The 26,566-nt window shown below is 69.3% G+C and carries 18 protein-coding genes and 1 riboswitch; of the genes, 11 read left to right on the forward strand and 7 right to left on the reverse strand.

The window, feature by feature from the left end; translation table 11 throughout:
* Positions 1-73: 73 nt before the first annotated feature.
* A complete protein-coding gene (locus tag ABUE11_RS00945) occupies positions 74-1,360 on the forward strand; it encodes a CaiB/BaiF CoA-transferase family protein (protein ID WP_367067106.1) in 1,287 nt (428 codons plus the stop codon).
* A gap of 71 nt (positions 1,361-1,431) precedes the next feature.
* On the opposite strand, the gene ABUE11_RS00950 is transcribed toward ABUE11_RS00945, so the two are convergent.
* The gene (locus tag ABUE11_RS00950; RefSeq protein WP_367067107.1) at positions 1,432-2,724 is read right to left on the reverse strand and encodes a Glu/Leu/Phe/Val dehydrogenase; all 1,293 of its coding nucleotides are present in this window, start codon (positions 2,722-2,724) and stop codon (positions 1,432-1,434) included.
* A 190-nt stretch (positions 2,725-2,914) separates the two neighbouring features.
* Here ABUE11_RS00950 and ABUE11_RS00955 point away from each other — a divergent pair, with 190 nt between their 5' ends.
* On the forward strand, positions 2,915-3,385 hold the full coding sequence (locus ABUE11_RS00955) for a PACE efflux transporter (RefSeq protein ID WP_367067109.1): 471 nt from the start codon (positions 2,915-2,917) through the stop codon (positions 3,383-3,385).
* Positions 3,386-3,419: 34 nt separating this feature from the next.
* Here ABUE11_RS00955 and ccoG read toward each other — a convergent pair whose 3' ends face one another.
* Entirely contained in the window at positions 3,420-4,820 is a 1,401-nt protein-coding gene (gene ccoG / locus ABUE11_RS00960; RefSeq protein WP_367067110.1) for a cytochrome c oxidase accessory protein CcoG, read from the reverse strand.
* 286 nt (positions 4,821-5,106) lie between these two features.
* On the opposite strand from ccoG, the gene ABUE11_RS00965 reads away from it, so the two are divergent.
* Positions 5,107-6,471 (forward strand): sigma-54-dependent Fis family transcriptional regulator, encoded by a 1,365-nt coding sequence (locus ABUE11_RS00965; RefSeq protein ID WP_367067111.1) that lies wholly within the window; start codon positions 5,107-5,109, stop codon positions 6,469-6,471.
* Positions 6,472-6,538: 67 nt separating this feature from the next.
* Here ABUE11_RS00965 and ABUE11_RS00970 read toward each other — a convergent pair whose 3' ends face one another.
* The 3 genes from ABUE11_RS00970 to ABUE11_RS00980 form a co-directional block, all read right to left on the reverse strand.
* Positions 6,539-7,375 (reverse strand): class III extradiol ring-cleavage dioxygenase, encoded by an 837-nt coding sequence (locus ABUE11_RS00970; protein ID WP_367067112.1) that lies wholly within the window; start codon positions 7,373-7,375, stop codon positions 6,539-6,541.
* A gap of 95 nt (positions 7,376-7,470) precedes the next feature.
* A complete protein-coding gene (locus ABUE11_RS00975; protein ID WP_367067113.1) occupies positions 7,471-10,833 on the reverse strand; it encodes a YCF48-related protein in 3,363 nt (1,120 codons plus the stop codon).
* A gap of 73 nt (positions 10,834-10,906) precedes the next feature.
* Entirely contained in the window at positions 10,907-11,557 is a 651-nt protein-coding gene (locus ABUE11_RS00980; RefSeq protein WP_367067114.1) for a hypothetical protein, read from the reverse strand.
* Between the two features lie 116 nt (positions 11,558-11,673).
* Positions 11,674-11,790: riboswitch (S-adenosyl-L-homocysteine riboswitch) on the forward strand.
* Between the two features lie 34 nt (positions 11,791-11,824).
* On the opposite strand from ABUE11_RS00980, the gene metH reads away from it, so the two are divergent.
* Together metH and ABUE11_RS00990 are read left to right on the forward strand one after the other, a co-directional pair.
* The gene (gene metH / locus ABUE11_RS00985) at positions 11,825-14,572 is read left to right on the forward strand and encodes a methionine synthase (protein WP_367067116.1); all 2,748 of its coding nucleotides are present in this window, start codon (positions 11,825-11,827) and stop codon (positions 14,570-14,572) included.
* Between the two features lie 67 nt (positions 14,573-14,639).
* On the forward strand, positions 14,640-15,170 hold the full coding sequence (locus ABUE11_RS00990) for a superoxide dismutase family protein (protein ID WP_367067117.1): 531 nt from the start codon (positions 14,640-14,642) through the stop codon (positions 15,168-15,170).
* Between the two features lie 33 nt (positions 15,171-15,203).
* Here the strand turns inward: ABUE11_RS00990 and ABUE11_RS00995 are convergent, their stop codons facing one another.
* Positions 15,204-15,731 (reverse strand): shikimate kinase, encoded by a 528-nt coding sequence (locus ABUE11_RS00995; RefSeq protein ID WP_367067119.1) that lies wholly within the window; start codon positions 15,729-15,731, stop codon positions 15,204-15,206.
* A gap of 78 nt (positions 15,732-15,809) precedes the next feature.
* Between ABUE11_RS00995 and ABUE11_RS01000 the strand changes: the two genes are divergently transcribed.
* Both ABUE11_RS01000 and ABUE11_RS01005 read left to right on the forward strand, forming a co-directional pair.
* Positions 15,810-16,709: a YihY/virulence factor BrkB family protein gene (locus ABUE11_RS01000; protein WP_367067121.1), complete on the forward strand. Its 900-nt coding sequence runs from the start codon at positions 15,810-15,812 to the stop codon at positions 16,707-16,709.
* Between the two features lie 131 nt (positions 16,710-16,840).
* The gene (locus ABUE11_RS01005; RefSeq protein WP_367067123.1) at positions 16,841-17,590 is read left to right on the forward strand and encodes a glycine zipper 2TM domain-containing protein; all 750 of its coding nucleotides are present in this window, start codon (positions 16,841-16,843) and stop codon (positions 17,588-17,590) included.
* A 65-nt stretch (positions 17,591-17,655) separates the two neighbouring features.
* Here the strand turns inward: ABUE11_RS01005 and ABUE11_RS01010 are convergent, their stop codons facing one another.
* Positions 17,656-18,429 (reverse strand): ferredoxin--NADP reductase, encoded by a 774-nt coding sequence (locus tag ABUE11_RS01010; RefSeq protein WP_367067125.1) that lies wholly within the window; start codon positions 18,427-18,429, stop codon positions 17,656-17,658.
* A 192-nt stretch (positions 18,430-18,621) separates the two neighbouring features.
* Here ABUE11_RS01010 and ABUE11_RS01015 point away from each other — a divergent pair, with 192 nt between their 5' ends.
* The 4 genes from ABUE11_RS01015 to ABUE11_RS01030 all read left to right on the forward strand — a co-directional run bounded on the left by ABUE11_RS01015 (position 18,622) and on the right by ABUE11_RS01030 (position 26,256).
* Positions 18,622-19,818: an ABC transporter substrate-binding protein gene (locus tag ABUE11_RS01015; RefSeq protein ID WP_367067127.1), complete on the forward strand. Its 1,197-nt coding sequence runs from the start codon at positions 18,622-18,624 to the stop codon at positions 19,816-19,818.
* Between the two features lie 16 nt (positions 19,819-19,834).
* Complete coding sequence (locus ABUE11_RS01020; RefSeq protein WP_367067129.1) at positions 19,835-21,742, forward strand: ABC transporter permease; 1,908 nt, start codon at positions 19,835-19,837, stop codon at positions 21,740-21,742.
* Entirely contained in the window at positions 21,739-23,253 is a 1,515-nt protein-coding gene (locus tag ABUE11_RS01025) for an ATP-binding cassette domain-containing protein (RefSeq protein WP_367067130.1), read from the forward strand. The genes ABUE11_RS01020 and ABUE11_RS01025 overlap by 4 nt, the downstream gene beginning before the upstream one ends.
* Before the next feature lie 132 nt (positions 23,254-23,385).
* A complete protein-coding gene (locus ABUE11_RS01030) occupies positions 23,386-26,256 on the forward strand; it encodes a C1 family peptidase (RefSeq protein WP_367067132.1) in 2,871 nt (956 codons plus the stop codon).
* Positions 26,257-26,566: the final 310 nt, after the last annotated feature.

Genomic DNA, 26,566 nt, shown 5'->3' on the forward strand with positions numbered 1-26,566 from the left:
CCTGCTTTCACAAATGCGAAGCCGCGCCGCGGTGGTGCGCGTAGGATGCGCGAGACACGATTCTTCTACGCCCATGACCGCTGCCGCCAACTCCCCACACCACTCCAGCGCCGCCGTCGGCGCCCTGAGCCACCTTCGCGTGCTCGACCTCTCGCGCGTGCTCGCCGGCCCCTGGTGCACCCAGAATCTGGCCGACATGGGCGCCGACGTGATCAAGATCGAAAAGCCCGGCGATGGCGACGACACGCGCCACTGGGGCCCACCGTTCTTCCCCGACGAGAGCGGCCAGCCCACGAAGAACGCCTGCTACTACGCCGCGTGCAACCGCAACAAGCGCTCGGTCACCGTGGACATGGCCACGCCCGAGGGGCAGGAGCTGATCCGCGAACTGGCCAAGCAGAGCGACGTGGTGGTGGAGAACTTCAAGACCGGCGGGCTCAAGCGCTACGGCCTGGACTACGAAAGTCTGTCGGCGCTGAACCCGCGCCTGATCTACTGCTCGGTCACGGGCTTTGGCCACACCGGGCCTTATGCGCCGCGCGCAGGCTATGACCTGCTGGTCCAGGCCATGAGCGGCCTCATGAGCATCACCGGCCATGCCGATGGCGAGCCCGGCGGCGGCCCCATGCGCGTGGGCGTGGCCGTGATCGACCTGTTCACCGGCATGTACGCCACCACGGCCATCCTGGGCGCGCTCGAGGCGCGCCACCGCACGGGCCGCGGCCAGCATATCGACATGGCGCTGCTGGACGTGGCCATGGCCGTGCTGGCCAACCAGGGCGCGGGTTTTCTGAACGCGGGCAACATCCCCAAGCGCCAGGGCAACACCCACCCCAGCGTCGTGCCCTATCAGGACTTCCCCACGCAGGACGGCAACATGCTGCTGGCCATAGGCAACGACGGCCAGTTCGCGCGCTTTTGCGAGGCCGCGGGCGTGGACTGGGCGAGCGACGAGCGCTTTGCCACCAACGCCGGCCGCGTGATCCACCGCGCGACGCTGATCCCCATGATGGCCGAGCTCACGCGCACGCGCCCCACGGCCGACTGGATAGCGCTGCTCGAGGACAAGGCCGTGCCCTGCGGCCCCATCAACCATATCGGCCAGGCCTTCGACGACGCGCAGGTGCGCTCGCGCGGCCTGCGCGTGGAGCAGCTGCGCTACCCCGATGGCCAGCTGCCGGCCGGCGAGGTCATCAACCGCGTGGTGACCACGGCCAGCCCGCTGCGCCTGTCGGACACGCCCGTCACGCTGCGCCACGCGCCGCCGGCTCTGGGCCAGCACACCGAGGAGGTGCTGCGCGAGCGCCTGGGGCTCGATGCGGCGCGCGTGCAGGAGCTGCGCGCCAAGGGCGTGTTGTAGGGGTGTTGCAGGGTGCAACGAAAAGAGCGGCCCGCAGGCCGCTCTCCAAGAGGTGAAGGCGTGGCCCCGTATCAGGGGTACAGGCCGCGCATCTCGCGCGCATGCAGGATGCGCTTGCAGGCCACGATGAAGGTGGCGGTGCGCAGGCTGACCTTGTTCTCCTGCGCCACATGCCAGACGGCCGCGAAGGCCTCCTTCATGATGCGCACCAGGCGGGCGTTGATCTCGTCCTCGGTCCAGAAGAAGCTCGAGAAGTCCTGCACCCACTCGAAGTAGCTCACCGTCACGCCGCCGGCGTTGGCGATCACGTCGGGCACGACCAGCACACCCTTGTCGTGCAGGATGTCGTCGGCCTCGGGCGTCGTGGGACCATTGGCGCCCTCGATGACCATCTTGGCCTGGATCTTGCCAGCGTTGTGCTCGGTGATCTGGCCTTCCAGCGCGGCGGGGATCATGATGTCGCAGGCCACGCCCCAGAACTCGTCATTGGCCATGGGCTCGGCGCCGGCAAAGCCGCCCACGCCGCCCGTCTGCTGCACATGGGCGAGCAGCGCGGGCACGTCCAGACCCTTGTCGTTGTGGATGCTGCCCGTGTGGTCCTGCACCGCGACGACCTTGGCGCCGGCCTCGGCGAACAGCTTGCCCGCCGTGCCGCCCACGTTGCCAAAGCCCTGCACGGCCACGCGTGCGCCCTGCACCGGCATGCCGGTCAGGCGCGCCGCCTCGCAGCCCACGGTGAACACGCCCCGGCCCGTGGCCTCGACGCGGCCGAGCGATCCGCCCAGATCCACGGGCTTGCCCGTGACCACGCCGGTGGCGGTGGCGCCCACGTTCATCGAATAGGTGTCCATCATCCAGGCCATGACCTGGGCGTTGGTGTTCACGTCAGGCGCGGGGATGTCCTTCGAGGGGCCGATGATGATGCCGATCTCGCTCGTGTAGCGGCGCGTCAGGCGCTCGAGCTCGGCCCTGGACAGCGTCTTCGGGTCGACGCGGATGCCGCCCTTGGCGCCGCCGTAGGGCACGTTCACGGCCGCGTTCTTGATGCTCATCCAGGCCGACAGGGCCATCACCTCGGACAGCGTCACGTCCTGGTGAAAGCGCACGCCGCCCTTGCCCGGACCGCGGCTGGTGTTGTGCTGCACGCGATAGCCCTCGAAATGGGCGATGGTGCCGTTGTCCAGCTCGATGGGCACGTCCACGATCAGCGCGCGCTTGGGGCGCTTCAGGGTCTCGACCCAGCGCGCCAGGCTGCCCAGGTAGGGCGTGACGCGATCCACCTGTTGCAGGTAGATGCCCCAGGGGCCGAGGTGGTTGGGATCCAGATACGAGGGCAGAGGGTGGGTGCCGGTCGGCGAGGTCATGGATTGTCCTTGTGAAACAAATCAAGAACGCAGACTGTATGCCTGGGTGCGTGCACTGTCCAACGCGTATCTTTTTGCGCGCAATGCATTCGATGCATAGACCCTGTGAGCATCCCCGGCAATGGCCGCGCATGGTGGCCAAGCCCCTGGCGCGGCGCGCCTTCCGCGCCTGCTCCTATACTGCCGCGCCATGAATGCAACGCCTACGGCGAGCGGCCTGCAGGGCCCCTGGCGCCGCGTGATCTTCGTCACCCTCTACGAGCTCATCGCCATCATTGCCTCCAGCCTGCTGTTCATGGCCATAGGCCAGAGGGCGCTGGAGTCGGGCGTGATGTCCGTCGTGGCCTCCACGCTGGCCATCGTCTGGAACCTGACCTTCAACCACCTGTTTGAGAGATGGGAGTCGCGCCAGAGCGTCAAGGGCCGCTCGGTGCGCCGGCGCGTGGTCCACGCCCTGGGCTTCGAGGGGGGGCTGGCGCTCATGCTCATCCCGCTCATGGCCTGGTGGTTCGATGTAAGCCTGTGGCAGGCCACGCTGATGGAGGCGGGCCTGCTGGTCTTCTTCCTCGTCTACACCTACGTCTTCAACTGGGTGTTCGACCGCATCTTCGGCCTGCCGGCCTCGGCCCAGGCCTTGCCCGCGGCCCTGCCGTCGGCATAGGCGCCGGCGCGGCCATGGCGCCGCTCGCAGCCCCTCAGCGCGGCACCAGGAAGACCGACTTCTCCACCACCCGCGCCCTGCCGTCCGGGGTGCTGATCTCGAAGTACACGGTGTGCGAGCCCGCGGCCGCGCTGCCGTAGGGGATGTGCAGCTGCACCGGCACCCAGCGCGAGGCGGCCGGGGCTATCTCCACCTCGTCCTGCGACGCCACGGTCAGGCCCTCCAGGCCATGGGCGCCGATGCGGTAGCGCTGGGGCTGCTCGGTGGCGTTCATGATCTGCAGGCGGTAGATGTTCTCGAGCTGGCCGCCGGCCACCACGCGCGAGAGGGCCGCGCGGTCGCGCACCACGTCCACCTTCAGCGGCACGCGCAGCGCCAGGCTGGTGAGCAGCGCCAGGCTCAGGCCCAGCAGCACGGCGCTGTAGACCAGCACGCGCGGGCGCAGCACGCGGCGCAGCATCTGCGCGCCGCTCCAGCGCTGCGCCATGCCGTTCTGCGTGGCAAAGCGGATCAGGCCGCGCGGGTAGTTCACCTTGTCCATGACGCTGTTGCAGGCGTCCACGCACAGGCCGCAGCCAATGCACTCGTACTGCAGGCCGTTGCGGATGTCTATGCCCGTGGGGCAGACCTGCACGCACAGCGAGCAGTCGATGCAGTCGCCCAGGCCCGCGGCCTTGGGGTCGACCTTCTTGCTGCGCGCGCCGCGCGGCTCGCCGCGCTCGCTGTCGTAGGTGACGATGAGCGTGTCCTTGTCGAACATGGCGCTCTGAAAGCGTGCATAGGGGCACATGTACTTGCACACCTGCTCGCGCATGTGGCCGGCAAAGCCGTAGGTGGCCAGGCTGTACAGCCCCACCCAGAACAGCTGCCAGGTGCCGTGCAGGGCAATGATCTCGCTGCCGAGCGTGCGAATGGGCACGAAGAAGCCGACGAAGGTAAAGCCCGTCCACAGCGCCACGGCGATCCAGCTGAGCTGCTTGGCGCCCTTGCGCCAGAGCTTCTCCCAGGAGGTCCAGGGCGCCTTGTCCAGGCGCATGCGCGCGCTGCGGTCGCCCTCGATGCGGTTCTCCAGCCACATGAAGATCTTGGTGTACACCGTCTGCGGGCAGGTGAAGCCGCACCACAGGCGCCCGGCCACCGCGGTGAACAGAAACAGCGACAGCGCCGAGATGATGAGCAGCCCGGTCAGGTAGATGAAGTCCTGCGGATACAGCACCAGGCCAAACAGGTAGAAGCGCCGTGCGCCCAGGTCGAACAGCACCATCTGCCGCTCGCCCCATTGCAGCCAGGGCAGGCCGTAGAAGAGCAACTGCGTGACCCAGACCATGACCCAGCGCCAGCGGTTGAAGACGCCGTCGATGGCGCGCGGATAGACCTTGGTGCGGGCGGCGTAGAAGTGGATGGTTTTCTGCTTCGGGGGCGTGGCTGTGGTCATGGCTTCTCGTGGGGCGTCGTGGCCGGTCGGCCGGCATGGGCGGCGCGTCTGTCCGTCCGGGCAGGCTGGCCGCGCAGGCCTCATGTCTTGCCTTGTCTCAAGACTTGTGCCAGCCCGTGGTTTCCGCACTTCGCCGGAAAATTTCCATGCAGATCATGGGCTTGGCGTTGCCTGGCGAGGGCGGCAAGACTTGCCGCGACTGCCATGGTGGGTGACAATCGCTGCCACATTGGCACCAACTGGCAGTCGGCAGTGACAGCTCGACGGCGCAAACCAGGACCCACCCATGAACACAACCGTGAACGCCACCGAGGAGGGCGCAGCGCCGGCGCCCGCGGCGCTGCTCGACGCGTGGCTGGAATCGCTGCCCGAGCCGCACATATTGTTCGACCGCAGCTATCGCATCGTCGCCGCCAACGGCGCCTACCGGCAGCAGTACGGCCAGGGCGGGTCGGTGCTTGGGCGCACCTGCCATGCCGTGTCGCACCACTCGGCCGTGCCCTGCGACCAGGCGGGCGAGAGCTGCCCGCTCGCGCGCTCGCTCGTCAGCGGCCAGCGCGAGCGCGTGCTGCACCTGCACCACACGCGCAGCGGCCGTGAATATGTGCAGATCGAGCTCACGCCGCTGCGCGCGGGCGCCGGTGAGCCGCTCTACTTTCTGGAGCGCATGGAGCCGCTGCGCATTGCCCAGGGCGCGGGCACGGATGCGCCGGCCATGCTCGGGCGCGCGCCGGCGTTTCGCGCGGCGCTGGAGCTCATCGCGCGCGTCGCGCCCTCGCAGGCCAGCGTGCTGCTGCTGGGCGAATCGGGCACGGGCAAGGAGCTGGCCGCGCGCGCCGTGCACGAGGCCAGCACCCGCGCCGCGCGCCCGCTCGTCGCCGTGGACTGCGCCAGCCTGCCCGAGTCGCTGTTCGAAAGCGAGCTGTTCGGCCACGAAAAGGGCGCGTTCACGGGCGCGCACGCCGCACGCGCCGGGCTGGTGGAGGCGGCCCATGGCGGCACGCTGTTTCTCGACGAGGTCGGCGACATACCGCTGACCATGCAGGTCAAGCTGCTGCGCCTGCTCGAGAGCGGCACCTACCGCCGCGTGGGCCAGAGCGAGCTGCGCCGCGCCGACATCCGCCTCGTCGCCGCCACCCACCGCGACCTGGGCGCCATGGTGCGCGCGGGGCAGTTCCGCCAGGACCTGTACTACCGCCTGAGCACCTTCCCCATCACGCTGCCGGCGCTGCGCGAGCGCGCGCCGGACATCCCGCTGCTGGCCGAATCGCTGCTGCAGCGCGTGGCGCCGGGGCGGCGCCTGACGCTGGCGCCGGCCGCGCTGCGCTGCCTGGCGCAGCACCCTTTCCCGGGCAATGTGCGCGAGCTGCGCAACGTGCTCGAGCGCGCCGCCCTGCTGACCGATGGCGACACCATCACGGCCGCCACGGTGGCGCGCGCGCTCACCTTCGACCAGGGCGGTCTGCAGCCCGCGGCCACGGGCCAGACGCCAGCGCCCGCCCCGGCCGCGCCCGACCTGCGCAGCCTGCAGGACGCCGCCCTGCGCAGCGCCCTGCAGACCCCCGGGCGCACACGGCGCGAGCTCGCCGCGGCCCTGGGCATCAGCCCGCGCACGCTCTACCGCAAGCTGCGGTCAATGCAAAAACAATAGCTACCTGCGCTTTGTGGTAAAGGGCTGGAGGCTATTTTTTATGAACTTTTCGCCCGGCACCGTGGGCTCAGCCGAATCTGAACGCGGACACATCCACCCCCAGCACGCGATCGGTGAACACCTTGGCGCCCGCGCTGTCGCCGGCCGCGCCGGCCACCACATGCAGGGGCAGCAGATGTTCCTCGGCGCCCGGCGGGTGGGACAGGCGCCCGGCCGGGCCGCTGGCGCTGGCCCAGTCGGCCAGCCGCGCCTCGCGCTCGGGCGCGGGCAGGGCCACGGTCTCGGCGAGCCATTGGTCGAAGGCGGTGCTGATGGCCGCGGAGCGCGGGTCGCCATAGCCGCGCATGTTGTGGTAGCTCATGCCGCTGCCGATGATGAGCACACCCTCCTCGCGCAGCGGCGCCAGCGCCCGGCCCAGGCGGATGTGGTCGGCCGCGTCCAGGCTTTGCAGCAGCGACAGCTGCAGCACCGGGATGTCGGCCTCGGGGAAGGCCAGCATCAGCGGGATGAAGCTGCCATGGTCAAAGCCGCGTGCGCCATCCTGCTGCGGGGCAAGGCCCGCGCCCGCCAGCAGGTCGCTCACCCGATCGGCGAGCAGGGGCGCGCCGGGCGCGGGGTAATCGAGCGCATAGGTGTGGGGCGGAAAGCCGTAGTAGTCAAACAGCATGCCGGGGCGCTCGGCGCTGCTCATGCTGGGTTGCGGCGCCAGCCAATGCGCCGTGACGAGCGCGATGGCGCGCGGCCGCGCAGGCAGGCTGGCCGGTATGGCGCGCAGAAAGGCGGCCATGCGATCCCAGGTGCCCGGCGGGTTCCAGTCCATGAAGAAGCAGGGCCCGGCGCCGTGCGGGATGTACAGCGTGGGCATGCGAGCGGTGGCGGCGGTGGAGCGGTGGGGCAGGGTCATGGGCGTCATGTGAGGGTGGATGCGGGATTGTCCAGGCCCTGCCTCACTGCGCCGGCTCATTGCGCCGGCTCATTGCGCCGACTCATCGTGACGGCTCATCGCACCATGATGCCTTCGACGCGGCGCGCGAAGCGCAGGATCTGCTCCAGGCTGGGGGCCGTGTCGAACGTTGTCAGATGCTCGGTCCAGGCATCGCGCAGCGCCTGGTTGCGCAGCGCGTCCGCCGGTCTGTCAGGGCCGCTTGCCTGGGCCGGGTCCTGTGCGCCGCTGGGCGCGCGTGCCTGCAGCCATGCGCGCACCACGTCCGGGGCCCGTGCGCCCGGATCGGCCTTGGTCCATGCGTCGGCCAGGCTCGTGAGCAGCGCCGGGTCGAGGTGGTGCATCGCGGCCAGTGCGACGAGCGACTCGTCGCTGGCCGCGCCGTCACCACCTTGCTGCCGCTCGTACGCCGCGAACAGCCGCGCGCGGTTGTAGAAACGCTTGACGTGGCGCGGCGTGGGGTCGTAGCTGATGACGACCGGGTTCCAGATGCCCAGTGCCTGCATGAAGCGATCGGAATCCTCGGATCGCAGCGCGCCGCCCAGCGCGACCACGACCTGCTCCCTGTTGCGGCGCAGCCAGGCCAGACCAAGGGCCGTGCATATCACAAGCAGCGCGCCGCCCAGCCATGCCCAGGGCCTGTCGGCCGGGCGTGCTGGTACAAGGCCGACCTCCTGGTCTTGCGCCGGCAGCTCCGTGGGCGATGGGGGCGTAGGTGACGGCAACTTCTGGTCCTCCTCTGGCTGCCCAGACGGTCCTGTCTGCGCGACGGGGGGCGGGACAACCACGAAAGCTTCGCCCTTGCTGCCTTCGTGCAACGCGCTTCCGGTCAAGAAGGCCAGATACAGCACGGACAGGAACGCCACGGCGCCGACGCTTCGCAGCGCCCAGCGAGGCAACCCCGGGCGCCGGGACTCGGCCGCAGGCGGCGCAGAGGCAAGCTGGTTCAGCCGGTCGCGGTGCTGCGGCACCGGCAGCTCGATGTGCACGAGCTTGCGCAGGTAGGCGGTCGGATAGTCCGGGTCCTCGCCGACGGGGGACTTGACGCACTTGAGCACACGCTCCATCGCCGCGCCGATGACGATGAAGCAACGGCCGACGTCGGCAAGATAGTTCGTCAGCTCCAGCATTCCGTTCACGGTCTCGGGCGTGCAGCGGTCAAGGTCGTCGATGAAGATCACCAGCCTGCCGTCCAGCGCGTCGCACAGCAGACGGAACTCGGTGCGGTAGCGTTCCACGGTGCCGCTGGCCTCCTTGCCACCGGCCTCCGACTTGCCCTGCGCCGCAGCAAACAGGCTGCGCAACGGCGCCGTGAACTGCAGACCGTAGACCGTGAAGCCCTTCGCAAACAACGCACCCAGCAGTGCTGCGATGCCACCAAAGGCCGTGCTGTCGAGCCAGGGGAACATGGGCTGCGGCGGCACCGTCTCCGCGGCGGCGCGTATGGCCTTGCGCTCGCTCGGCAGGAGCTTGCCGCCGCCGGCGACATTGCTCGCCTCGACGGTGGCAAGCAGATCCTCTGGCTTGGGAAACACGCAGCTGTGGCCGTTCTGCGCAGACGGTTTGCGTTGCACTGCACAGTTGCTTGCGTCGCCGTCTTCTTCCCATTGCAGGTTGCGCCTGAGATAGCAAAAGACCTCGGGCCGGATCGGAACGGCACTCTGGCCAGGGAGACGGGTGGGCATGTCGCATGGGTGGACGGTGGGCAAGGTTTGCTCGCCGGCGCGCAGCGTCGTTGACGCGGATGCCGTCTTCGCAAATGGGTCGAGCCTGGCCAGGCTTGCGCCGGTGATCGCGGTCTGCTTGTGCTGCAGCACATGATGGCGAAAGTTTGCCTGCATGCGCTCATAGGCCCTGCCCCAGCCGTCGGACAACAGGTTGCCCGCGAACAGCACCAGCATGATGGCCGTCACGACGGCCACGGTCTTGTAGAACCAGCTGCGTCCCCAGATCAGTCGCGAGCGCACGCGCCATGCGGCCAGCGGCTGGCGCCACCATTGCGGCACGCCCTGGCTGCGCACCACGTTGAACAGCGCGCTCATCTGCTTGCCTTCCTGCTGGTGGTGCCAGGCGTTGAACCACGCGGTGCGAAAGCCCGCGCGGTTCAGGTCGGTCTGCAGCATACGCATCACCGAACTCTTGCCGTTGCCCCATTCGCCGGTGACGGCGATCGTCACGCGCGGTTCGGTATCACGGTTGCGCATGAACGAGGACAGCGCCTCGACGAGCGGGCGCACGCCGAGCCGATCCAGCGCCTTGTCGGCGACCGGCTGGTCCGAGCGTAAAAATGTCGCCGCCCCGCCGGTGGCGGCAGCGCGCGACGATTCGACGAAGGCGAGCAGGGTGAACGCCGCCAGTGTCAGCAGCACCAGCGCCGCGAAGTACCACGGGGCCCAGTAGCGTTGGTACAGGGCGATGGTGTTCCATCGCTGGCCGCCATCGAGTGTGGCGAGAATGGTGCCGTCACGGCCCACGGCCCAGCCGCGCTGCCCGTCGGCGGCAAAGTGCACGCTGGAGAGCGATGCCCCGGTGCCGCTGGTCTGAGCGACCCAGGAGTTGCCGCCATCGCGCGTGGCGAGAATGGTGCCGTCATAGCCCACGACCCATCCGCGTTGCCCGTCGGTGGCAAACTGCACGCCAGAGAGGAATGCCCTGGTGCCGCTGGTCTGGGCGACCCAGGAGTTGCCGCCATCGCGCGTGGCGAGAATGGTGCCGTCATAGCCCACGACCCATCCGCGTTGCCCGTCGATGGCAAACTGCACGCCATTGAGCCATGCCCCGGTGCCGCTGGTCTGGGCGACCCAGGAGTTGCCGCCATCGCGCGTGGCGAGAATGGTGCCGTCATAGCCCACGGCCCAGCCGCGCTGACCGTCGACAGCGACCTGCACGCTGTAGAGACCTGCCGTGATACCGCTGGCCTGCTCGGCCCAGGAGTTGCCGCCATCGCGCGTGGCGAGGATGGTGCCGGCCCTTCCCACGGCCCAGCCGCGCAGGCCGTCGGCGGGAAAGTGCACGCTGAGAAGCGATGCCTTGGTACCGCTGGGCTGCGCGGCCCAGGAGCTGCCACCATCGCGCGTGGCGAGAATGGTGCCGCCACTTCCCACGGCCCAGCCGCGCTGGCCGTCGTCGGCAAACTGCATGCTGAAGAGCGGTGCCACAGTACCGCTGGCCTGCGCGGCCCAGGAGTTGCCACCATCGTGCGTGGCGAGAATGGTGCCGCCATCGCCCACGGCCCAGCCGCGCTGGCCGTCGGCGGCAAATTGCACACTGTAGAGCCATGCCTTGACGCCGCTGGCCTGGGCGGTCCAGGTGGCGCCACCATCGCGCGTGGCGAGGATGGCGCCGTCGCCGCCCACGGCCCATCCGCGCTGCTCGTCGACAAAGAACACTGCGGTCAAATCGGCTTGCAGCGGATCCACCTGTGGCACCGGGGCCGGGCTGGCCGGCGGCGCGTTCGGCTGTGGCGCCTGCTTGGGTAGCGCTTGCTGGACATCAGGCGTCCTGGCGGGCGTTGACTGCCGTGCAGTGCCGGTGGCGGCGGGCGCTATCGGCACGGGTGGCTTGGAGCCGGAGTCCATCCCAGGTTGAGTCACCGGCATCTGTGCCGGCTGTGCCTTTTGTTCGGGAGGCTCCGCCGCAATCGCCTGCGGCAGCATTGACCAAGCGGCCGACACCTTGGTGCGCGTGCCGCCGTCCTGCGTCGTGGGGGGCAGGCATTTGCTGGGCCCAGGTCGCTCCGCCGTCTTCGCTGTGCAGCACAAGCCCGCGGCTGCCTACCGCCCACAGCTTTTGCGTGCCCGGTAGCAGAAACACTGCATTCAAGTCGCCGCGCACGATCCGGCGCTTGAAGGCATTGCGCTCCAGCGGGTAGCGCCACCAGTCCAGGCTGCCGACATCCCAGTTGCCCATGGGGCGGAACATGTCGGGGTGGGGCGCCTGGCGTGAGGCGAACCAGGTGCTGCCCAGCAACAACAGAAAGACCAGCGCGAGCAGCGCCCAGCGCAGCGCCGCGGGCATGCGCAACGCGGCGCGTGCCGCCGCCGGCCTGCGCGCAGCGGCGCCGGGGGACGATTCGGCGCGCGGGGCTCGCGCACCGGCCTGCATCACGGTGGCTTCACCGTTGTCGCGAGGGGCGCTGGACATGTCGGGTTCCTCCGGAGCCTTGAGGTCCAGGCGAAATTATGGTCACGGGACGGCGCTGCGTACAGGGTCCGCCCCTGACGGCGCCGTGCGATTGCAGCCGCGCGTAAAATCGCGCCCTTCCCGAGGAGCGCTGCAGCGCCTGCCGCACAGGCCCCGAGCCTTGTGCGGCCGCGTCAGGCTCGGGCCGGTGGCGGCTTGACCCCACACGGGTGCAGCAACGGCGCTCACCTGTCCTTTTCAGCCTTGGGTCTTTCACAGGTGAGCCAGATGTCCGCAACCCCCCACACCACCGCCATTCCCCCCATGCGCCTGTCGGGCCTGGAGCCCGTCTTCATCGGCGAGGGCACGCTGTTCGTCAACGTGGGCGAGCGCACCAACGTCACCGGCTCCAAGGCCTTCGCGCGCATGATCCTCAATGAGCAGTACGAGGAGGCGCTGTCGGTTGCGCGCCAGCAGGTGGAGAACGGCGCACAGGTCATCGACGTGAACATGGACGAGGCCATGCTCGACAGCAAGGCCGCCATGGTGCGCTTTCTGAACCTCATCGCCTCCGAGCCCGACATCGCCCGCGTGCCGGTGATGGTGGACAGCTCCAAGTGGGAGGTGATCGAGGCCGGTCTGCGCTGCCTGCAGGGCAAGGGCATCGTCAACTCGATCAGCATGAAGGAGGGCGTGGCGGAGTTCAAGCGCCAGGCCAGGCTGATCAAGCGTTACGGCGCGGCCGCCGTGGTCATGGCGTTCGACGAGGCCGGCCAGGCCGACACCTACCAGCGCAAGATCGAGATCTGCGAGCGCGCCTACCGCGTGCTGGTCGATGAGGTGGGCTTTGCGCCCGAGGACATCATCTTCGACCCCAACATCTTCGCGATTGCCACGGGCATCGAGGAGCACGCCAACTACGCCGTGGACTTCATCGAGGCCACGCGCTGGATCAAGCAGAACCTGCCGGGCGCCAAGGTCTCGGGCGGTGTGTCCAACGTGTCGTTTTCCTTCCGCGGCAACGACCCGGTGCGCGAGGCGATTCACACCGTGTTTCTCTACCACGCGATTGCCGCGGGCATGGACATGGGCATCGTCAACGCCGGCATGGTGGGCGTGTACGACGACCTGGAGCCCGAACTGCGCGAGCGCGTGGAAGACGTGGTCTTGAACCGCCGCCCGGATGCGGCCGAGCGCCTGCTGGAGATCGCCGAGGCCGCCAAGGGCGCGGCCAAGGACGAGGGCAAGAAGCTCGAATGGCGCGGCACGCCCGATGCACCCAAACCCGTGGGCGAGCGCCTGTCGCACGCGCTGGTGCATGGCATCACCGACTTCATCGTGGAAGACACCGAGGAGGCCTACCAGCAGATCGTGGTGCAGGGCGGCGGCCGGCCACTGCATGTCATCGAAGGCCCGCTGATGGACGGCATGAACATCGTCGGCGACCTGTTCGGCGCGGGCAAGATGTTCCTGCCTCAGGTGGTGAAATCCGCGCGCGTCATGAAGCAGGCCGTGGCCCACCTGATTCCCTACATCGAGGAGGAGAAAAAGGCCCAGGAGGCCGCGGGCCTGGACGTGTCGAGCAAGGGCAAGATCGTGATCGCCACCGTCAAGGGCGACGTGCACGACATCGGCAAGAACATCGTCACCGTGGTTTTGCAGTGCAACAACTTCGAGGTTATCAACATGGGCGTGATGGTGCCCTGCCACGAGATCCTGGCGCGCGCCAAGGCCGAGGGGGCGGACATCATCGGCCTGTCCGGCCTCATCACGCCCAGTCTCGAGGAGATGCAGTACGTCGCCGGCGAGATGCACAAGGACGACTATTTCCGCATCAAGAAGATTCCGCTCTTGATCGGCGGCGCCACCTGCTCGCGCGTGCACACGGCCGTGAAGATCGCGCCGCAGTACGAGGGGCCGGTGGTCTATGTGCCCGACGCGTCGCGCAGCGTGAGCGTGGCGCAAAGCCTGCTGGGCGAGGGCAAGGACGCCTATCTGGCCGAGGTGGCCGCCGACTACGACCATGTGCGCGAGCTGCACGCCAGGAAGAAGAAGGTGCCGCTGTGGCCCCTGGCCCAGGCGCGCGCCAACGCCACGCGGCTCTCCTACGCCCCGGTCGCGCCGCGCGCGCTGGGCCGGCGCGTGTTCAGGAACTTCGACCTCGCCGAGCTCGTACCCTTCCTCGACTGGGGCCCGTTCTTCCAGACCTGGGACCTGGCGGGGGCCTTCCCGGCCATCCTTGATGACGAAGTGGTGGGCACCGAGGCACGCAAGGTCTATGCCGACGGCCAGGCGATGCTGAAGAAGATTGTCGAGGGCCGCTGGCTCACGGCGAACGGCGTGATGGGCCTGTTCCCCGCCAACAGCGTGGGCGACGACATTGAGTTCTACACCGACGAGACGCGCAGCCAGGTTCTCATGACCTGGTACGGCCTGCGCCAGCAGACCGAGAAGCAGCCCGGCGCCGACGGCCAGATGCGCCCGAGCCGGTGTCTCGCCGACTTCGTCGCGCCCAAGGAGTCGGGCATTGCCGACTACGCGGGGCTGTTCGCCGTCACGGCCGGCATAGGCGCCGAGAAGAAGGAAAAGGAGTTTCTCGACGCGCTCGACGACTACAGCTCCATCATGTTCAAGGGTCTGGCCGACCGCCTGGCCGAGGCCTTTGCCGAATGCCTGCACCAGCGCGTGCGTACCGACCTCTGGGGCTATGGCGCGGGCGAGGCGCTGACCAACGAGGATCTGATCGCCGAGAAATACCAGGGCATACGCCCCGCGCCCGGCTACCCGGCCTGCCCGGACCACACGGCAAAAATAGCGCTGTTCGAGACGCTCGCCGCGCACGAGATCGGCATGGAGCTGACCGAGAGCATGGCCATGTTCCCGGCATCGAGCGTGAGCGGCTTCTACCTCGCGCACCCCGAGGCCCGGTACTTTGTCGTCGGCCAGATCGGCGACGACCAGGTGCAGGACATGGCCGCACGCCGCGGCATGGACATCGACGAGCTGCGCCGGCGGCTTGCGCCGAACCTGGGCTGAGCCGATCGTCGTGGCTGCGGGCGGGCGCATACTGCATGCCCGTCCCATTCCCTGCAGGAGCCCGACCATGAACCTTCGACCTCTCTCCCCCGCGCTCGCACTGGGCGCCAGCCTTGCGCTGCTGACGGCCTGTGCCCACATGGGCGGCCAGGGGCCGAGCGCCAGCGCCAGCCTGCAGCCGCGCAGCGGCTCGTCCGTCACCGGCACGGCGCAGTTCACGCAGAGCGGCGACAAGGTGCTGGTGCGCGTGCAGGTCAGCGGCCTGCAGCCGGGGCAGGAACATGGCTTTCACATCCACGACAAGGGCGACTGCTCGGCCCCCGACGCCATGAGCGCGGGCGGCCATTTCAACCCCACCGCGAAACCCCATGGCCCGCAGGATGGGGAGCATCACGGCGGCGATCTGCCCGCCCTGAAGGCCGACGCCAGCGGCAAGGCCGTGGCGAGCTTCAGCGTGACGGGCGTGACCGTGGCGCCCGGACCCACGAGCATCGTGGGCCGCTCGCTGATCGTGCACAAGGACCCGGACGACTACAAGACCCAGCCCACGGGCAACTCGGGCGCGCGCCTGGCCTGCGGGGTCATCACGGCCTCCTGACGGTCCCAAGGGCCGCTGACGGCAAGGACCACATCAAGGGCCCGGCGTCATCTCCAGCTGCATCAAGACCATGTTCACGAGCGTGTTCACGGTGGGCCGGCCCGTCTCTATGACGTAGTGCGCGGTCTCGCGGTAGAGCGGGTCGCGCGTGCGGTAGAGCTCGCGCAGGCGCTCGAGCGGGTCGGCCACCTGCAGCAGCGGGCGGGTGCGGTCGTGGCGCAGGCGCCGGAAGATGTCCTCGGGCGAGGCGCGCAGATACATCACATGGGCAAAGCCGCGGCGCAGGGCCGCGCGGTTGTCCGCGCGCAGCACGATGCCGCCGCCGGTCGACAGCACCATGGGCCCGGGCTGGTCCGCGAGCTCGGCCAGCAGGGCGGACTCATGGTCGCGAAAGGCCGCCTCGCCATGCTGGTCGAAGTAGCTGCGGATGCTGCAGCCCAGCCGCTCCTCGAGCCGCTGGTCCATGTCGACGAAGGGCAGGCCCTGGCGGCGCGCCAGATGCCGGCCCACGGTGGATTTGCCGCTGCCGGGCATGCCGACCAGGGCGCAACGCGTTTGCATGTGTTCGTGAATGCTGTGTGGTGAGGCATGAGTGTAAGAGCCGGGCCGGCGCGCCGGCGGCTTGCGCACAATCGGCCCATGCCCGACTTCCACTCCAGGCTGCCCGCATGGGCACGGCCTCTTGCCCGCCCCCTGGCGCCCCTGCTGCGTGCCGTGCAACTGTGGCTGGACGCGGACGGCCTGCGCATGAGCGCGGCCATGTCCTTCTACGGCATGCTGAGCCTGGCGCCGCTCCTGTTGCTGCTGGTGGGGCTGCTGGGCTGGTGGATTGACAAGGCCTACCTGGAGAGCAACCTCATCACCCAGGTGCGCGCCGTCATGGGCGAACGCGGCGCCGAGGTGGTGCGCATGGCGCTCGCGAGCGCCCAGGCGCCCGCGCAGGGCAGGCTGGCCTCGGTCGCGGGCTTTGTGCTGCTGCTGTCCGGCGCGACGGGCGTGTTCGCAGAGTTGCAGAAGGCGCTCGAGCGGCTGTGGCTGCATGGCCAGAGCGCGCCCGAGCGCAAGGCCTGGTGGCGCATGGCCTCGCTGCGGCTGCGCGGTCTGGCCTATGTGCTGGCGCTGGGCTTTCTGCTGCTGGTGTCGCTGGTGCTGTCCACGGTCATCAAGGCCCTGGCCACCTGGGCCGGCGCACTGCTGCCGTTCGGCTCGGGCCTGCTGCTGCAGGTGGTCAACGAGGCCGTGTCCTTTGGCGTGGTGGTGCTGCTGTTCCTGGGCCTGATGCGCATCGGCAGCGGCCCCAAGCCGCCGTTGCCCTGCCTGCTGTGGGGCGCGGCCGTGGGCGCGGCGCTGTTCACCGGGGGCAAGCAGTTGCTGGCGCTGTACCTCACGCGCGCGGCCGTGGTGTCGGCCTACGGTGCGGCGGGATCGCTGGTGGTGTTTCTGATGTGGATTTATTTCTCGTCGGCCGTGCTGCTGTTCGCCGCGAGCAGCGCCCGCGCCCTGCACGAGGCGCGCCAGGGCGCCGACGCGCCGTCCTGACCGCTGTTTACGCCCGTTACAGCCGGCCCGGCTTTGTGAAGCCGGGGGCGGGGTAGCCTCGACGCACGGCGCCCGGCCGCATCAGGCCGGGCGCAGCGATTTCCCCGACTACTCCTCCATTGGATCGTTGCATGAACCCTTCCACCACTGCCGGCACGGCCCAGCCTGCCGCGAATGTCAAATGGCTGTGGGCCGCCGTGGGCGCGCTCGGCGTGAGCGTGCTGGCCCTGGGCGGCACGCTGCTGGCGCAGAACCTGCGCGGTGATGCGCAGCCCCAGGCCCTGGCCCAGACTGCCGCGGCGCGCACGCCCGAGTCTGAAATCATCAATGAAAAATCGACTCAAACGCCCGCCAGTAAAGCGCTGACAGCTCCTGATACAGGAGCGCCACACGCCGCGCCCAGCCATGCGCCGCAGCAGCCGCGGCGTGTCGCGGCGCGCCCGGCCGACGCCGCGCCGCAGCCCGCGGCCCAGGCCCGGCCGGCGGCGCCCGTCTGCACCACCTGCGGGCGCGTGGAGTCGGTGCAGGCCGTGGAGCAGGCGGCGCCGGCCACGGGCCTGGGCGCGGTGGCGGGCGGCGTGCTCGGCGGTGTGCTCGGCAACCAGATCGGCAAGGGCTCGGGCCGCGCCGTGGCCACGGTGGTGGGCGCCGTGGGCGGCGGCTATGTGGGCCACCAGGTGGAGCAGCGCGCGCGCAGCACCACCGTCTACCAGATGCGCGTGCGCATGCAGGATGGCTCGGTGCGCAGCTTCACGCGCGCCCAGCCCCTGGCAGAGGGCACGCCCGTGCGCCTGCAGGGCAAGAGCTGGCGCGTCGACGATGGCGGCGCCGACAGCGGCGCGGGTGCGCAGCCGGTGCGCGTGGGCGATGGGGGGTATTGAGGCGCCGGGTTCTACGCCCTCATCCTCTGGGGGGCGTGGCGCCTGAGCCGAGAGCCGGCAAGATCTTACTTCTCTACAAACGCGCGCTCGATGACGAAGTCGCCCGGGCGCGTGGTATTGCCCTCTTCGAAGTCGCGGTGCTCGAGGATGGTCTTGAGCGAGGCCAGCATCTCCGGGCTGCCGCAGAGCATGACGCGGTCTTCGAGCGGGTTGAGCGGCGGCACGCCCAGGTCGGTGAACAGCTTGCCGTTCTCGATCAGGTTGGGGATGCGGCCCTGGTTGCGGAAGGGCTCGCGCGTGACCGTGGGGTAGTACTTGAGCTGCTTGGTTATGAGCTCGCCGAGGAACTCGTGCTTGGGCAGATCCTTGGTGATGTAGTCGTGGTAGGCCAACTCGGCCACCTGGCGCACGCCGTGGATCAGGATCACTTCCTCGAACTTCTCGTAGGTCTCGGGGTCGCGGATCACGCTCAGGAAGGGTGCCAGGCCCGTGCCCGTGGACATCAGGTACAGGCGCTTGGCCGGCAGCAGGTAGTCGATGAGCAGCGTGCCCGTGGGCTTCTTGCCGACGATGATGGAGTCGCCCACCTTGATGTGCTGCAGGCGCGAGGTCAGCGGGCCGTCGGGCACCTTGATGGACAGGAACTCCAGATGCTCCTCGTAGTTGGCGCTGACGATGCTGTAGGCGCGCAAGAGCGGCTTGTCATTGACCTTCAGTCCGATCATGGTGAAGTGGCCGTTGGAGAAACGCAGCGCCGGGTCGCGCGTGGTGGTGAAGGAAAACAGGCGATCGGTCCAGTGGTGCACCGTCAGGACACGCTCTTCGTGAAATGCGCTCATGGATGGAGGGAAAAAATGGAAGGTGGATGATGTGGATTTCGGCGAGTGTCACCGTTTTCTTATTCACCTGGGGCATAAGCCGAAATGCGCGGCCCGCGGGCCATGCGGGCAAACCCGCACATTGTCGGGCAAACTCGGCCTGGCGGTACAGTCGCTGCGCTCGGCGACTGACCTGAGGCAAAGGATTCCATGATGCACAAACGCTTTACCGCCTTGCTGGCCGCGCTGGCCTGGGGCCTGGGCGCGGCCCAGGCCGAAGAGGTCTACACCATTGGCGAGATCAACAGCTACAAGGCCCAGCCCGCCTTCCTCGAGCCCTACAAAAAGGGCATGGAGCTGGCGCTGGCGCAGATCAACATCACCGGCGGCGTGAACGGCAGAAAGCTCGTGCTCGTCACGCGCGACGACAACGGCAACCCCGCGGACGCCGTGCGCGCGGCCGAGGAGCTCGTCACGCGCGAGAAGGTGGACGTGCTCATGGGCAGCTTTCTGTCGCATGTGGGCCTGGCGCTGACGGACTACGCGCAGCAGAAGAAGCGCTTCTTCCTCGCCGCCGAGCCGCTCACCGACAAGATCGTCTGGGAGAACGGCAACCGCTACACCTTCCGCCTGCGCCCCTCGACCTACATGCAGGTGGCCATGCTGGTGCCCGAGGCCGCGGCCATGAAGAAGAAGCGCTGGGCCATCGTCTACCCCAACTACGAGTACGGCCAGTCGGCCGTGGCCACGTTCAAGCGCCTGCTCAAGGCGGCCCAGCCCGACGTGGAGTTCGTCGCCGAGCAGGCCACGCCGCTGGGCAAGGTGGATGCGGGCAGCGTGGTGCAGGCGCTGGCCGACGCCAAACCCGACGCCATCTTCAATGTGCTGTTCGCGGCGGATCTCGCGAAGTTCGTGCGCGAGGGCCACACGCGCGGCCTGTTCGAGGGCCGCGGCGTGGTCAGCCTGCTCACGGGCGAGCCCGAGTACCTGGACCCGCTCAAGGGCGAGGCACCGCAGGGCTGGGTGGTCACGGGCTACCCCTGGTACGCCATCTTCACGGCCGAGCATGACGCCTTTGCCACGGCCTACCGCAAGCGCTTCAAGGACTACCCGCGCGCCGGCTCGGTGGTGGGCTACAACGCCATCCAGTCGATCGCCGCGGGCCTGAAGAAAGCCGGCAGCGCCGACACCGAGAAGCTCATCGCCGCCTTCCGGGGCCTGGAGGTGCGCACGCCGTTCGGCCCCATCACCTACCGGCCGCAAGACCACCAGTCCACCATGGGCGCCTATGTGGGCAAGACCGGGCTGTACGGCGGCAAGGGCGTGATGGTGGACTTCCACTACATGGACGGCGCGAAGTTCCAGCCCAGCGACGCCGAGGTGAAGAAGCTGCGGCCCGCCGCGCCCTGAGAGCGGCTGCGCACGCATGAACCTCTCCGGCCTTCTGGCCCAGCTGCTCAACGGGCTGGCGGGCGCGTCCACGCTGTTCCTTGTGGCGGCGGGGCTGTCGCTGATCTTCGGCGTCACGCGCATCGTCAACTTCGCCCATGGCTCGTTCTACATGCTCGGGCTGTTCGTGGCCTATTCCAGCGTCGAGCATCTGGCGCCCGCGCTCGGCTTCTGGCCCGCGCTGCTGCTGGCGCCGCTGGCCGTGGGGCTGCTGGGCGCGGCCGTCGAGCTCCTGGTGCTGCGCCGCATCTACCGCGCGAGCGAGCTGCTGCAGCTTCTGGCCACGTTCGCGCTGGTGCTGATCATCAAGGACGCGGCGCTGTGGCTCTGGGGGCCGGAGGAGCTGCTCGGCCCGCGCGCGCCGGGGCTCGAGGGCGCGGTCATGCTGCTCGGGCGGCGCTTTCCGGCCTATGACCTGTTCCTGATCGCCGTCGGCCCGCTGGTGCTGCTGCTGCTCACGCTGCTGCTCAACCGCACGCGCTGGGGCCGCCTGGTGCGCGCCGCCACGCAGGACCGCGAGATGGTCGGCGCCCTGGGCGTGAACCAGTCCTGGCTGTTCACGGGCGTGTTCGCGCTCGGCGCGCTGCTCGCGGGCCTGGGCGGCGCGCTGCAGCTGCCGCGCGAGCCCGCGAGCCTGGAGCTCGACATGCTGACCATAGGCGCGGCCTTCGTCGTCGTGGTCGTGGGCGGCATGGGCTCGCTGCCCGGCGCCTTCGTGGCGGCGCTGTTGATCGCCGAGCTCAAGGCCGTCTGCATCTGGCTTGGCGTGGTGCCCATCGCCGGGGTGGCGGTGGCCTTCCCCAAGCTCACGCTGGTGGTGGAGTTCCTGGTCATGGCCGTGGTGCTCGTCTGGCGCCCCTGGGGCCTGATGGGCCGGCCCCAGGCCACGGTGCGCAGCCTGGGCGCGAGCGAGGCGCCGCCGCGCGGCGCGGGCGCGCGCGCGGCGGCCGCGTGGCTGCTGCTGGCGGCGGCGCTGGCGCTGCTGCCGTTGCTGCTGGGCGCGCGCAGCTACGCCCTGGTGCTGCTCACCGACATGGCGATCGCCGCGCTGTTTGCCGCGAGCCTGCATTTCATCCTCGGGCCGGGCGGGCTGCATTCGTTCGGCCATGCGGCCTACTTTGGCCTCGGGGCCTATGGCGCGGCGCTGGTCACGCGCGCGGCGGGCCTGCCCATGGGCGCGGCGCTGGCGCTGGGCGCGCTGCTCGCGGCCTGCGGCGCGCTGCTCTATGGCTGGCTGTGCGTGCGCCTGTCGGGCGTGTACCTGGCCATGCTCACGCTGGCCTTCGCGCAGATCACCTGGGCCATCGCCTACCAGTGGGACGCCGTCACGGGCGGCAGCAATGGCCTGGCCGGCGTCTGGCCACCCGACTGGGCCGCGCAGGGCGCGGGCTTTTACTGGTTGGTGCTGGCGCTGACCGCGGCCGGCGTCTATCTGCTGAGGCGCATGCTGTTTGCGCCGCTGGGCTGGTCGCTGCGCGCGGCGCGCGACTCGGCCGCGCGCGCCGAGGCCGTGGGCCTGCACACGCGCCGCGTGCAATGGGCGGCCTTTGCCATCGCCGGGGCGTTCGCGGGACTGGCCGGGGCGCTGTCGGCCTTCTCCAAGGGCGGCGTGGCGCCCGATGCGCTCGCGGTCACGCGCTCGGTCGACGGCCTGGTCATGGTGCTGCTGGGCGGCGTGCAGCAGCTCGCCGGGCCGCTCGTGGGCGCGGCGGTCTTCACCTGGCTGCACGACAGTCTGGCGCGCGAGACCGACTACTGGCGCGCGCTGCTCGGCGCCGCCATGCTGCTGCTGGTGCTGCTGTTTCCGCAGGGAATTTCTGGGTTTGCGCAGATGTGGCGGGCGCAAGCAGCTATCAAAAACAAAGTAACCGGGGGCGCCGCATGAGCCTGCTGCGCGTCGACGGCCTGTGCAAGTCCTTTGGTGGCGTGCAGGCGGTGCAGGGCCTGTCGTTCACGCTCGAGCCCGGCGAGCTGCTGGCCCTCATCGGCCCCAACGGCGCGGGCAAGAGCACCAGCTTCAACCTGGTCGGCGGCCAGCTCGCGCCCGACGCCGGCCGCGTGCTGCTGGACGGGCGCGACATCACGGGCCTGCCGCCGCGCGCCATCTGGCGCCTGGGCGTGGGCCGCACCTTTCAGATTGCCCAGACCTTTGCGAGCTTCACGGTGCTGCAGAACCTGCAGCTTGCGCTGCTGTCGCACGACGGCCGCGCCTGGCGCTGGTGGCGCCGCGCCGAGCACCACCGCCGCGCCGACGCGCTGGCGCTGCTCGACCAGGTGGGCATGGCGGCGCAGGCCGAGCGGCCCTGCAGCGCGCTGGCCTATGGCGACGTCAAGCGCCTGGAGCTGGCCATGGCCCTGGCCCATGGGCCGCGCCTGTTGCTCATGGACGAGCCCACGGCCGGCATGGCCCCGGCCGAGCGCCTGGCGCTGATGCGGCTGGTGCAGCGCCTGGCGCGCGAGCGCCGCATGGCCGTGCTGTTCACCGAGCACAGCATGGACATGGTCTTCGGCCATGCCGACCGCGTCGCCGTGCTCGTGCGCGGCCGCCTGCTGGCCGAGGGCAGGCCGGACGCCATACGCCGGGACGCGCGCGTGCAGGCCGCGTATCTGGGCACGGAAAACTCTGAAATCGATAGCTGCTCGCGCTTTACTGAAACGCCTGGGAGGCCGAAAACACCAATGCTTTCGGTGCAGGGGCTGAACGCCTGGTACGGCGCGGCCCATGTGCTGCACGAGGTGTCGCTCACCGTGGGCCGCGGCGAGGTCGTGGCCCTGATGGGGCGCAACGGCGCGGGCAAGAGCAGCACGCTCAAGAGCATTGCCGGGCTGATGCCGCGCATCCAGGGCCGCATCGACTTCCTTGGCCGGCGCATCGACGGCCAGCCGCCGCACCGCATCGCGCGCGCGGGCCTCGGCTATGTGCCCGAGGACCGGCGCATCTTCACCGAGCTCACGGTGCTGGAAAACCTCGACGTCGGCCGCCAGCCGCCGCGCCATTGGCCGGGCGGCGAGCCCGTGCCGCACTGGACGCCCGACAAACTCTTTGCGCTGTTTCCCAACCTCGGCGAGATGCCGCGGCGCCCGGGCGGGCGCATGAGCGGCGGCGAGCAGCAGATGCTCAGCGTGGCGCGCACCCTCATGGGCCAGCCCTATCTGGTGCTGCTCGACGAGCCGTCCGAGGGCGTGGCCCCGCTCATCGTCGAGCAGATGGCGCGCACCATCGCCGCGCTCAAGGCGCGCGGCATGGGCATTGTGCTCAGCGAGCAGAACCTGCCGTTCGCCCAGTCCGTGGCCGACCGCGCCTATGTGCTCGAGCAGGGTCGCATCGTGCACGAGGCCCCGATGGCCGAGCTGGCGCGGGACGCCGCCGCGCGCAGGCAGTTCCTGGGTCTTTGAGAGGCCGTGAGCGCTACACCCCGCAACATTGTTTGCGGTAGTGACGACTCACTGTGCGAAACGCACAATGCACGCGTCATGCGGCCCATGCCTCCGGCAGCGTGCCGTGCGGCCGACCCGGGAGACGATGCCATGCCGACCTATCTGTTGCGTCAGGGAAGTCAGGATCCATTGGTCACGCGCCTGCGCAAGGCGCTGACGGTCGAGCTCGGGAGCGCGGCCGGCGGCTATCCGGACCTGAACAAGGGCGGCACGAGCTTCGATGCCACGCTGGATGCGGCGCTGCGCTTCTGGCAGAACGGCCGCGGGCTCATCGCGGACGGCATCGTCGGGCCCAGCAACATGCTCGCGCTGGGGCTGGCCGACTGGCCGCGCCTCGATTGCAAGCTGGACGTGGACAGCGTCCATGCGCTGTTTCCCGCGACCAAGCCCGTCAACATCGCGCGCTACCTGCACTATGTGACGGCCGCGCTGCGCGCCCTGAATCTCACGGGCCGCGACATGGTGCTCGCGGCGCTGGGCACGATACGCGCCGAGACCGAGGGCTTTGTGCCCATCTCCGAGTTCCAGTCCAAGTACAACACCGCGCCCGGCGGCGCGCCGTTTGCGCTCTATGACGGCAAGCTGGGCAATCGTCGCGGCGAGGGCGCCATGTTCCGCGGGCGCGGCTTCGTGCAGCTCACGGGGCGCGTCAACTATGAAACCTATGGCGCCAAGCTGGGCATCGACCTGACCGCCGCGCCGGATCTGGCCAACGCCCCCGAGGTCGCGGCGCTGCTCCTTGCACTGTTCCTCGACGCGCACAAGGGCGCCATGCAGGCCTGCCTGGACAAGGGCGACCTCAAGGGCGCGCGCCGCCTCGTCAATGGCGGCTCGCACGGGCTGGACCGATTCCAAAGCGTGTTCGCGCTCGCGCAGCAGGCCCTGCCGGCCGCCGCCGCCGTGCCGGCGGCCCGCGCCGGCAAGCGTGTGGTGGCCGCGGCCGCGCGCAGGAAGGCGCCCGCGGAGGAGGTGCCCGAGCGCCAGCTCAACGCCACGGCCGACGCGCCCGACCTGCGCGACCGCCCCTACATCCCGCCCCCCATCAGCCTTGACCCCGAATGGCCCCGTGCCGACGTGGTGAGCAAGTGGCTGCCGGCCTATGCCAAGGCCGGCCTGGTGCTCAACCAGGGGCGCGAGGGCGCCTGCACAGGCTTTGGCCTCGCGGGCGTGGTCAACTACCTGCGCTGGGTGCGCAGTGGCTCACCCAAGACCATGGAGTCGGTCAGCCCGCGCATGTTCTACAACATGGCGCGGCGCTATGACGAGTACGCGGGCGAGAACTACGAGGGCTCGAGCTGCCGCGGCGCCATCAAGGGCTGGTTCAATCATGGCGTCTGCCTGGAGGAGGACTGGCCCTACCAGGCCACGGCGCAGAAGCCGCCAAGGTTCGGCTATGCCGAGCGTGCCCGTGGCACCACCGTGGGCGTGTACTACCGCATAGACACCAAGAGCATCTCGGACCTGCAGGCGGCCATCATGAACGTGGGCGCCATCTATGTCTCGAGCTACGTGCATGACGGCTGGCAGCAGGTGCCCACGAGCAGCCTGCCCAAGAACCACGCGAGCCTGCCCGTGATCGCCTTCGACGGCGTGCCCAGCCGCGACGCGGGCCATGCCTATGCGTTCGTGGGCTACAACGAACGCGGCTTCGTGCTGCAGAACTCCTGGGGCCCGGACTGGGGAGCGCATGGTTTTGCCGTGCTGAGCTACGAGGACTGGCTGCAGCACGCCATGGATGCCTGGGTCGTCGCCCTGGGCGTGCCGGGCCTGATAGGCGGCGGGCGCAACGTGCCGCAGGCCGCGGCCGGGCGCGCCGCGACGGGCCGGGGCTGGTCCGAGAGCCAGACGCTGGACCATGTGATCTCGGTCGGCAACGACGGCCGCATGAGCCGCTACCTGACCACCGACGAGCGCACGCGCAACCTCTCCTACCAGGTCAGCGTGTTGCCCGACCAGTGGTTTCGCACCCAGGCACCGCAGGGCAAAAAGCGCCTGCTGATCTACGTGCATGGCGGCCTCAACAGCGAGGCCGATGGGCTCAAGCGCGCGCGTGCGCTGGGGCGGCTGTGCGAGGCCAATGGCTGCTACCCGCTGTTCGTCGTCTGGCACACCGGGCTGCTCGAGAGCATCGGCTACTACCTCGAGGACTGGCGCGCCGGCCGCCCGGCCGCGGCCGGCATCAAGGAATGGCTGACCGAGCGCACCGACGCGCTGATCGAATCGACCATAGGCCGCACCGTGGTGCGCGCGCTTTGGAGCGAGATGAAGGAAAACGCCGGCTACGCCTGGCAGGCCACGCGCGCGGGCGACCTGCTGGCGCGCGCCCTGGGCGAGCTCAAGGCGCTCTGGGGCGACGAGCTGGAGATCCACCTCATGGGGCATTCGGCCGGCAGCATCTGGCTGGGCCATATGCTGACCTGGCTGGCCAAGGTGCAGGCCACGCCCGGTGCGCCCAGCCTGCGCGAGTCCGTGGCCGGCATACACCTCTACGCCCCGGCCTGCACGGTGGACTTTGCCAACCGACATTTCGCCGACAAGGCGCTGCTCGCCAAGACCCATATCGCCGTGCTCAGCGACTCGCGCGAGCGTGACGACAACACCGCCTACATCTATCGCAAGTCGCTGCTCTACCTGGTGTCCAACGCGCTCGAGCAGGACCGGCGCACGCCGCTGCTGGGCCTGGAGCGCGCCCTGACCGGCGAGAACGACCAGAGCAGCTGGGACGGCGCCTCCACCACGGGCGAGACCCTGTCCATCTGGCGCCGCGCCGCGGCCGAGGCCAGGCTCAAGTCGCGCCTGACGGTCGTGAAGGACGACCGGGTGCTCACGGCCGAGCCCGATGTGCGCATCCCCGCGAGCCATGGCGCCTTCGACAACGACCTGGCCATCGTCGGCGCCTCGCTCGCGCAGATTTGCGGCCAGCCGTTGCCCGAGCCGCCGCGTGACCTGCGCGGGTACTGAGGCGCTGCAATACCCGAGTGACGCCTGGGGATGTTCGGCGTCGTTTGCGATGGCGACTGTGGGTGTCGTTGTCAACTGTCGTCTTCATGCGCCTATCTGTGCATATCGGCATTCATGGGCTCATGTTCCGTAGCCGGGCTTGATGTCTAAAGCCGGCAATAGGCGGCCGGTTCGCCGCAGTTGCAGCATGAGGCCGGAAAGGCGCTTCAAGATGGCATCAAAACGCGGTAAATGCATCGAATTTGCGCGTGAATGTCAGTGAACGTCGCTCAACCCGCGCGATCGTCGCCGGGCGTCCGAGGCGTGCGCG

Origin of the sequence: Oryzisolibacter sp. LB2S, assembly GCF_040732315.1 — a bacterium.
In the GTDB taxonomy this organism is placed as follows: Bacteria; Pseudomonadota; Gammaproteobacteria; order Burkholderiales; family Burkholderiaceae_C; genus Alicycliphilus; species Alicycliphilus soli.

Coding starts and splice junctions, on each gene's coding strand:
- ABUE11_RS00945 (WP_367067106.1), top strand. CDS start 74: ATGACCGCTGCCGCCAACTCCCCACACCACTCCAGCGCCGCCGTCGGC.
- ABUE11_RS00950 (WP_367067107.1), bottom strand. CDS start 2,724: ATGACCTCGCCGACCGGCACCCACCCTCTGCCCTCGTATCTGGATCCC.
- ABUE11_RS00955 (WP_367067109.1), top strand. CDS start 2,915: ATGAATGCAACGCCTACGGCGAGCGGCCTGCAGGGCCCCTGGCGCCGC.
- ccoG (WP_367067110.1), bottom strand. CDS start 4,820: ATGACCACAGCCACGCCCCCGAAGCAGAAAACCATCCACTTCTACGCC.
- ABUE11_RS00965 (WP_367067111.1), top strand. CDS start 5,107: ATGAACACAACCGTGAACGCCACCGAGGAGGGCGCAGCGCCGGCGCCC.
- ABUE11_RS00970 (WP_367067112.1), bottom strand. CDS start 7,375: ATGACCCTGCCCCACCGCTCCACCGCCGCCACCGCTCGCATGCCCACG.
- ABUE11_RS00980 (WP_367067114.1), bottom strand. CDS start 11,557: ATGTCCAGCGCCCCTCGCGACAACGGTGAAGCCACCGTGATGCAGGCC.
- metH (WP_367067116.1), top strand. CDS start 11,825: ATGTCCGCAACCCCCCACACCACCGCCATTCCCCCCATGCGCCTGTCG.
- ABUE11_RS00990 (WP_367067117.1), top strand. CDS start 14,640: ATGAACCTTCGACCTCTCTCCCCCGCGCTCGCACTGGGCGCCAGCCTT.
- ABUE11_RS00995 (WP_367067119.1), bottom strand. CDS start 15,731: ATGCAAACGCGTTGCGCCCTGGTCGGCATGCCCGGCAGCGGCAAATCC.
- ABUE11_RS01000 (WP_367067121.1), top strand. CDS start 15,810: ATGCCCGACTTCCACTCCAGGCTGCCCGCATGGGCACGGCCTCTTGCC.
- ABUE11_RS01005 (WP_367067123.1), top strand. CDS start 16,841: ATGAACCCTTCCACCACTGCCGGCACGGCCCAGCCTGCCGCGAATGTC.
- ABUE11_RS01010 (WP_367067125.1), bottom strand. CDS start 18,429: ATGAGCGCATTTCACGAAGAGCGTGTCCTGACGGTGCACCACTGGACC.
- ABUE11_RS01015 (WP_367067127.1), top strand. CDS start 18,622: ATGCACAAACGCTTTACCGCCTTGCTGGCCGCGCTGGCCTGGGGCCTG.
- ABUE11_RS01020 (WP_367067129.1), top strand. CDS start 19,835: ATGAACCTCTCCGGCCTTCTGGCCCAGCTGCTCAACGGGCTGGCGGGC.
- ABUE11_RS01025 (WP_367067130.1), top strand. CDS start 21,739: ATGAGCCTGCTGCGCGTCGACGGCCTGTGCAAGTCCTTTGGTGGCGTG.
- ABUE11_RS01030 (WP_367067132.1), top strand. CDS start 23,386: ATGCCGACCTATCTGTTGCGTCAGGGAAGTCAGGATCCATTGGTCACG.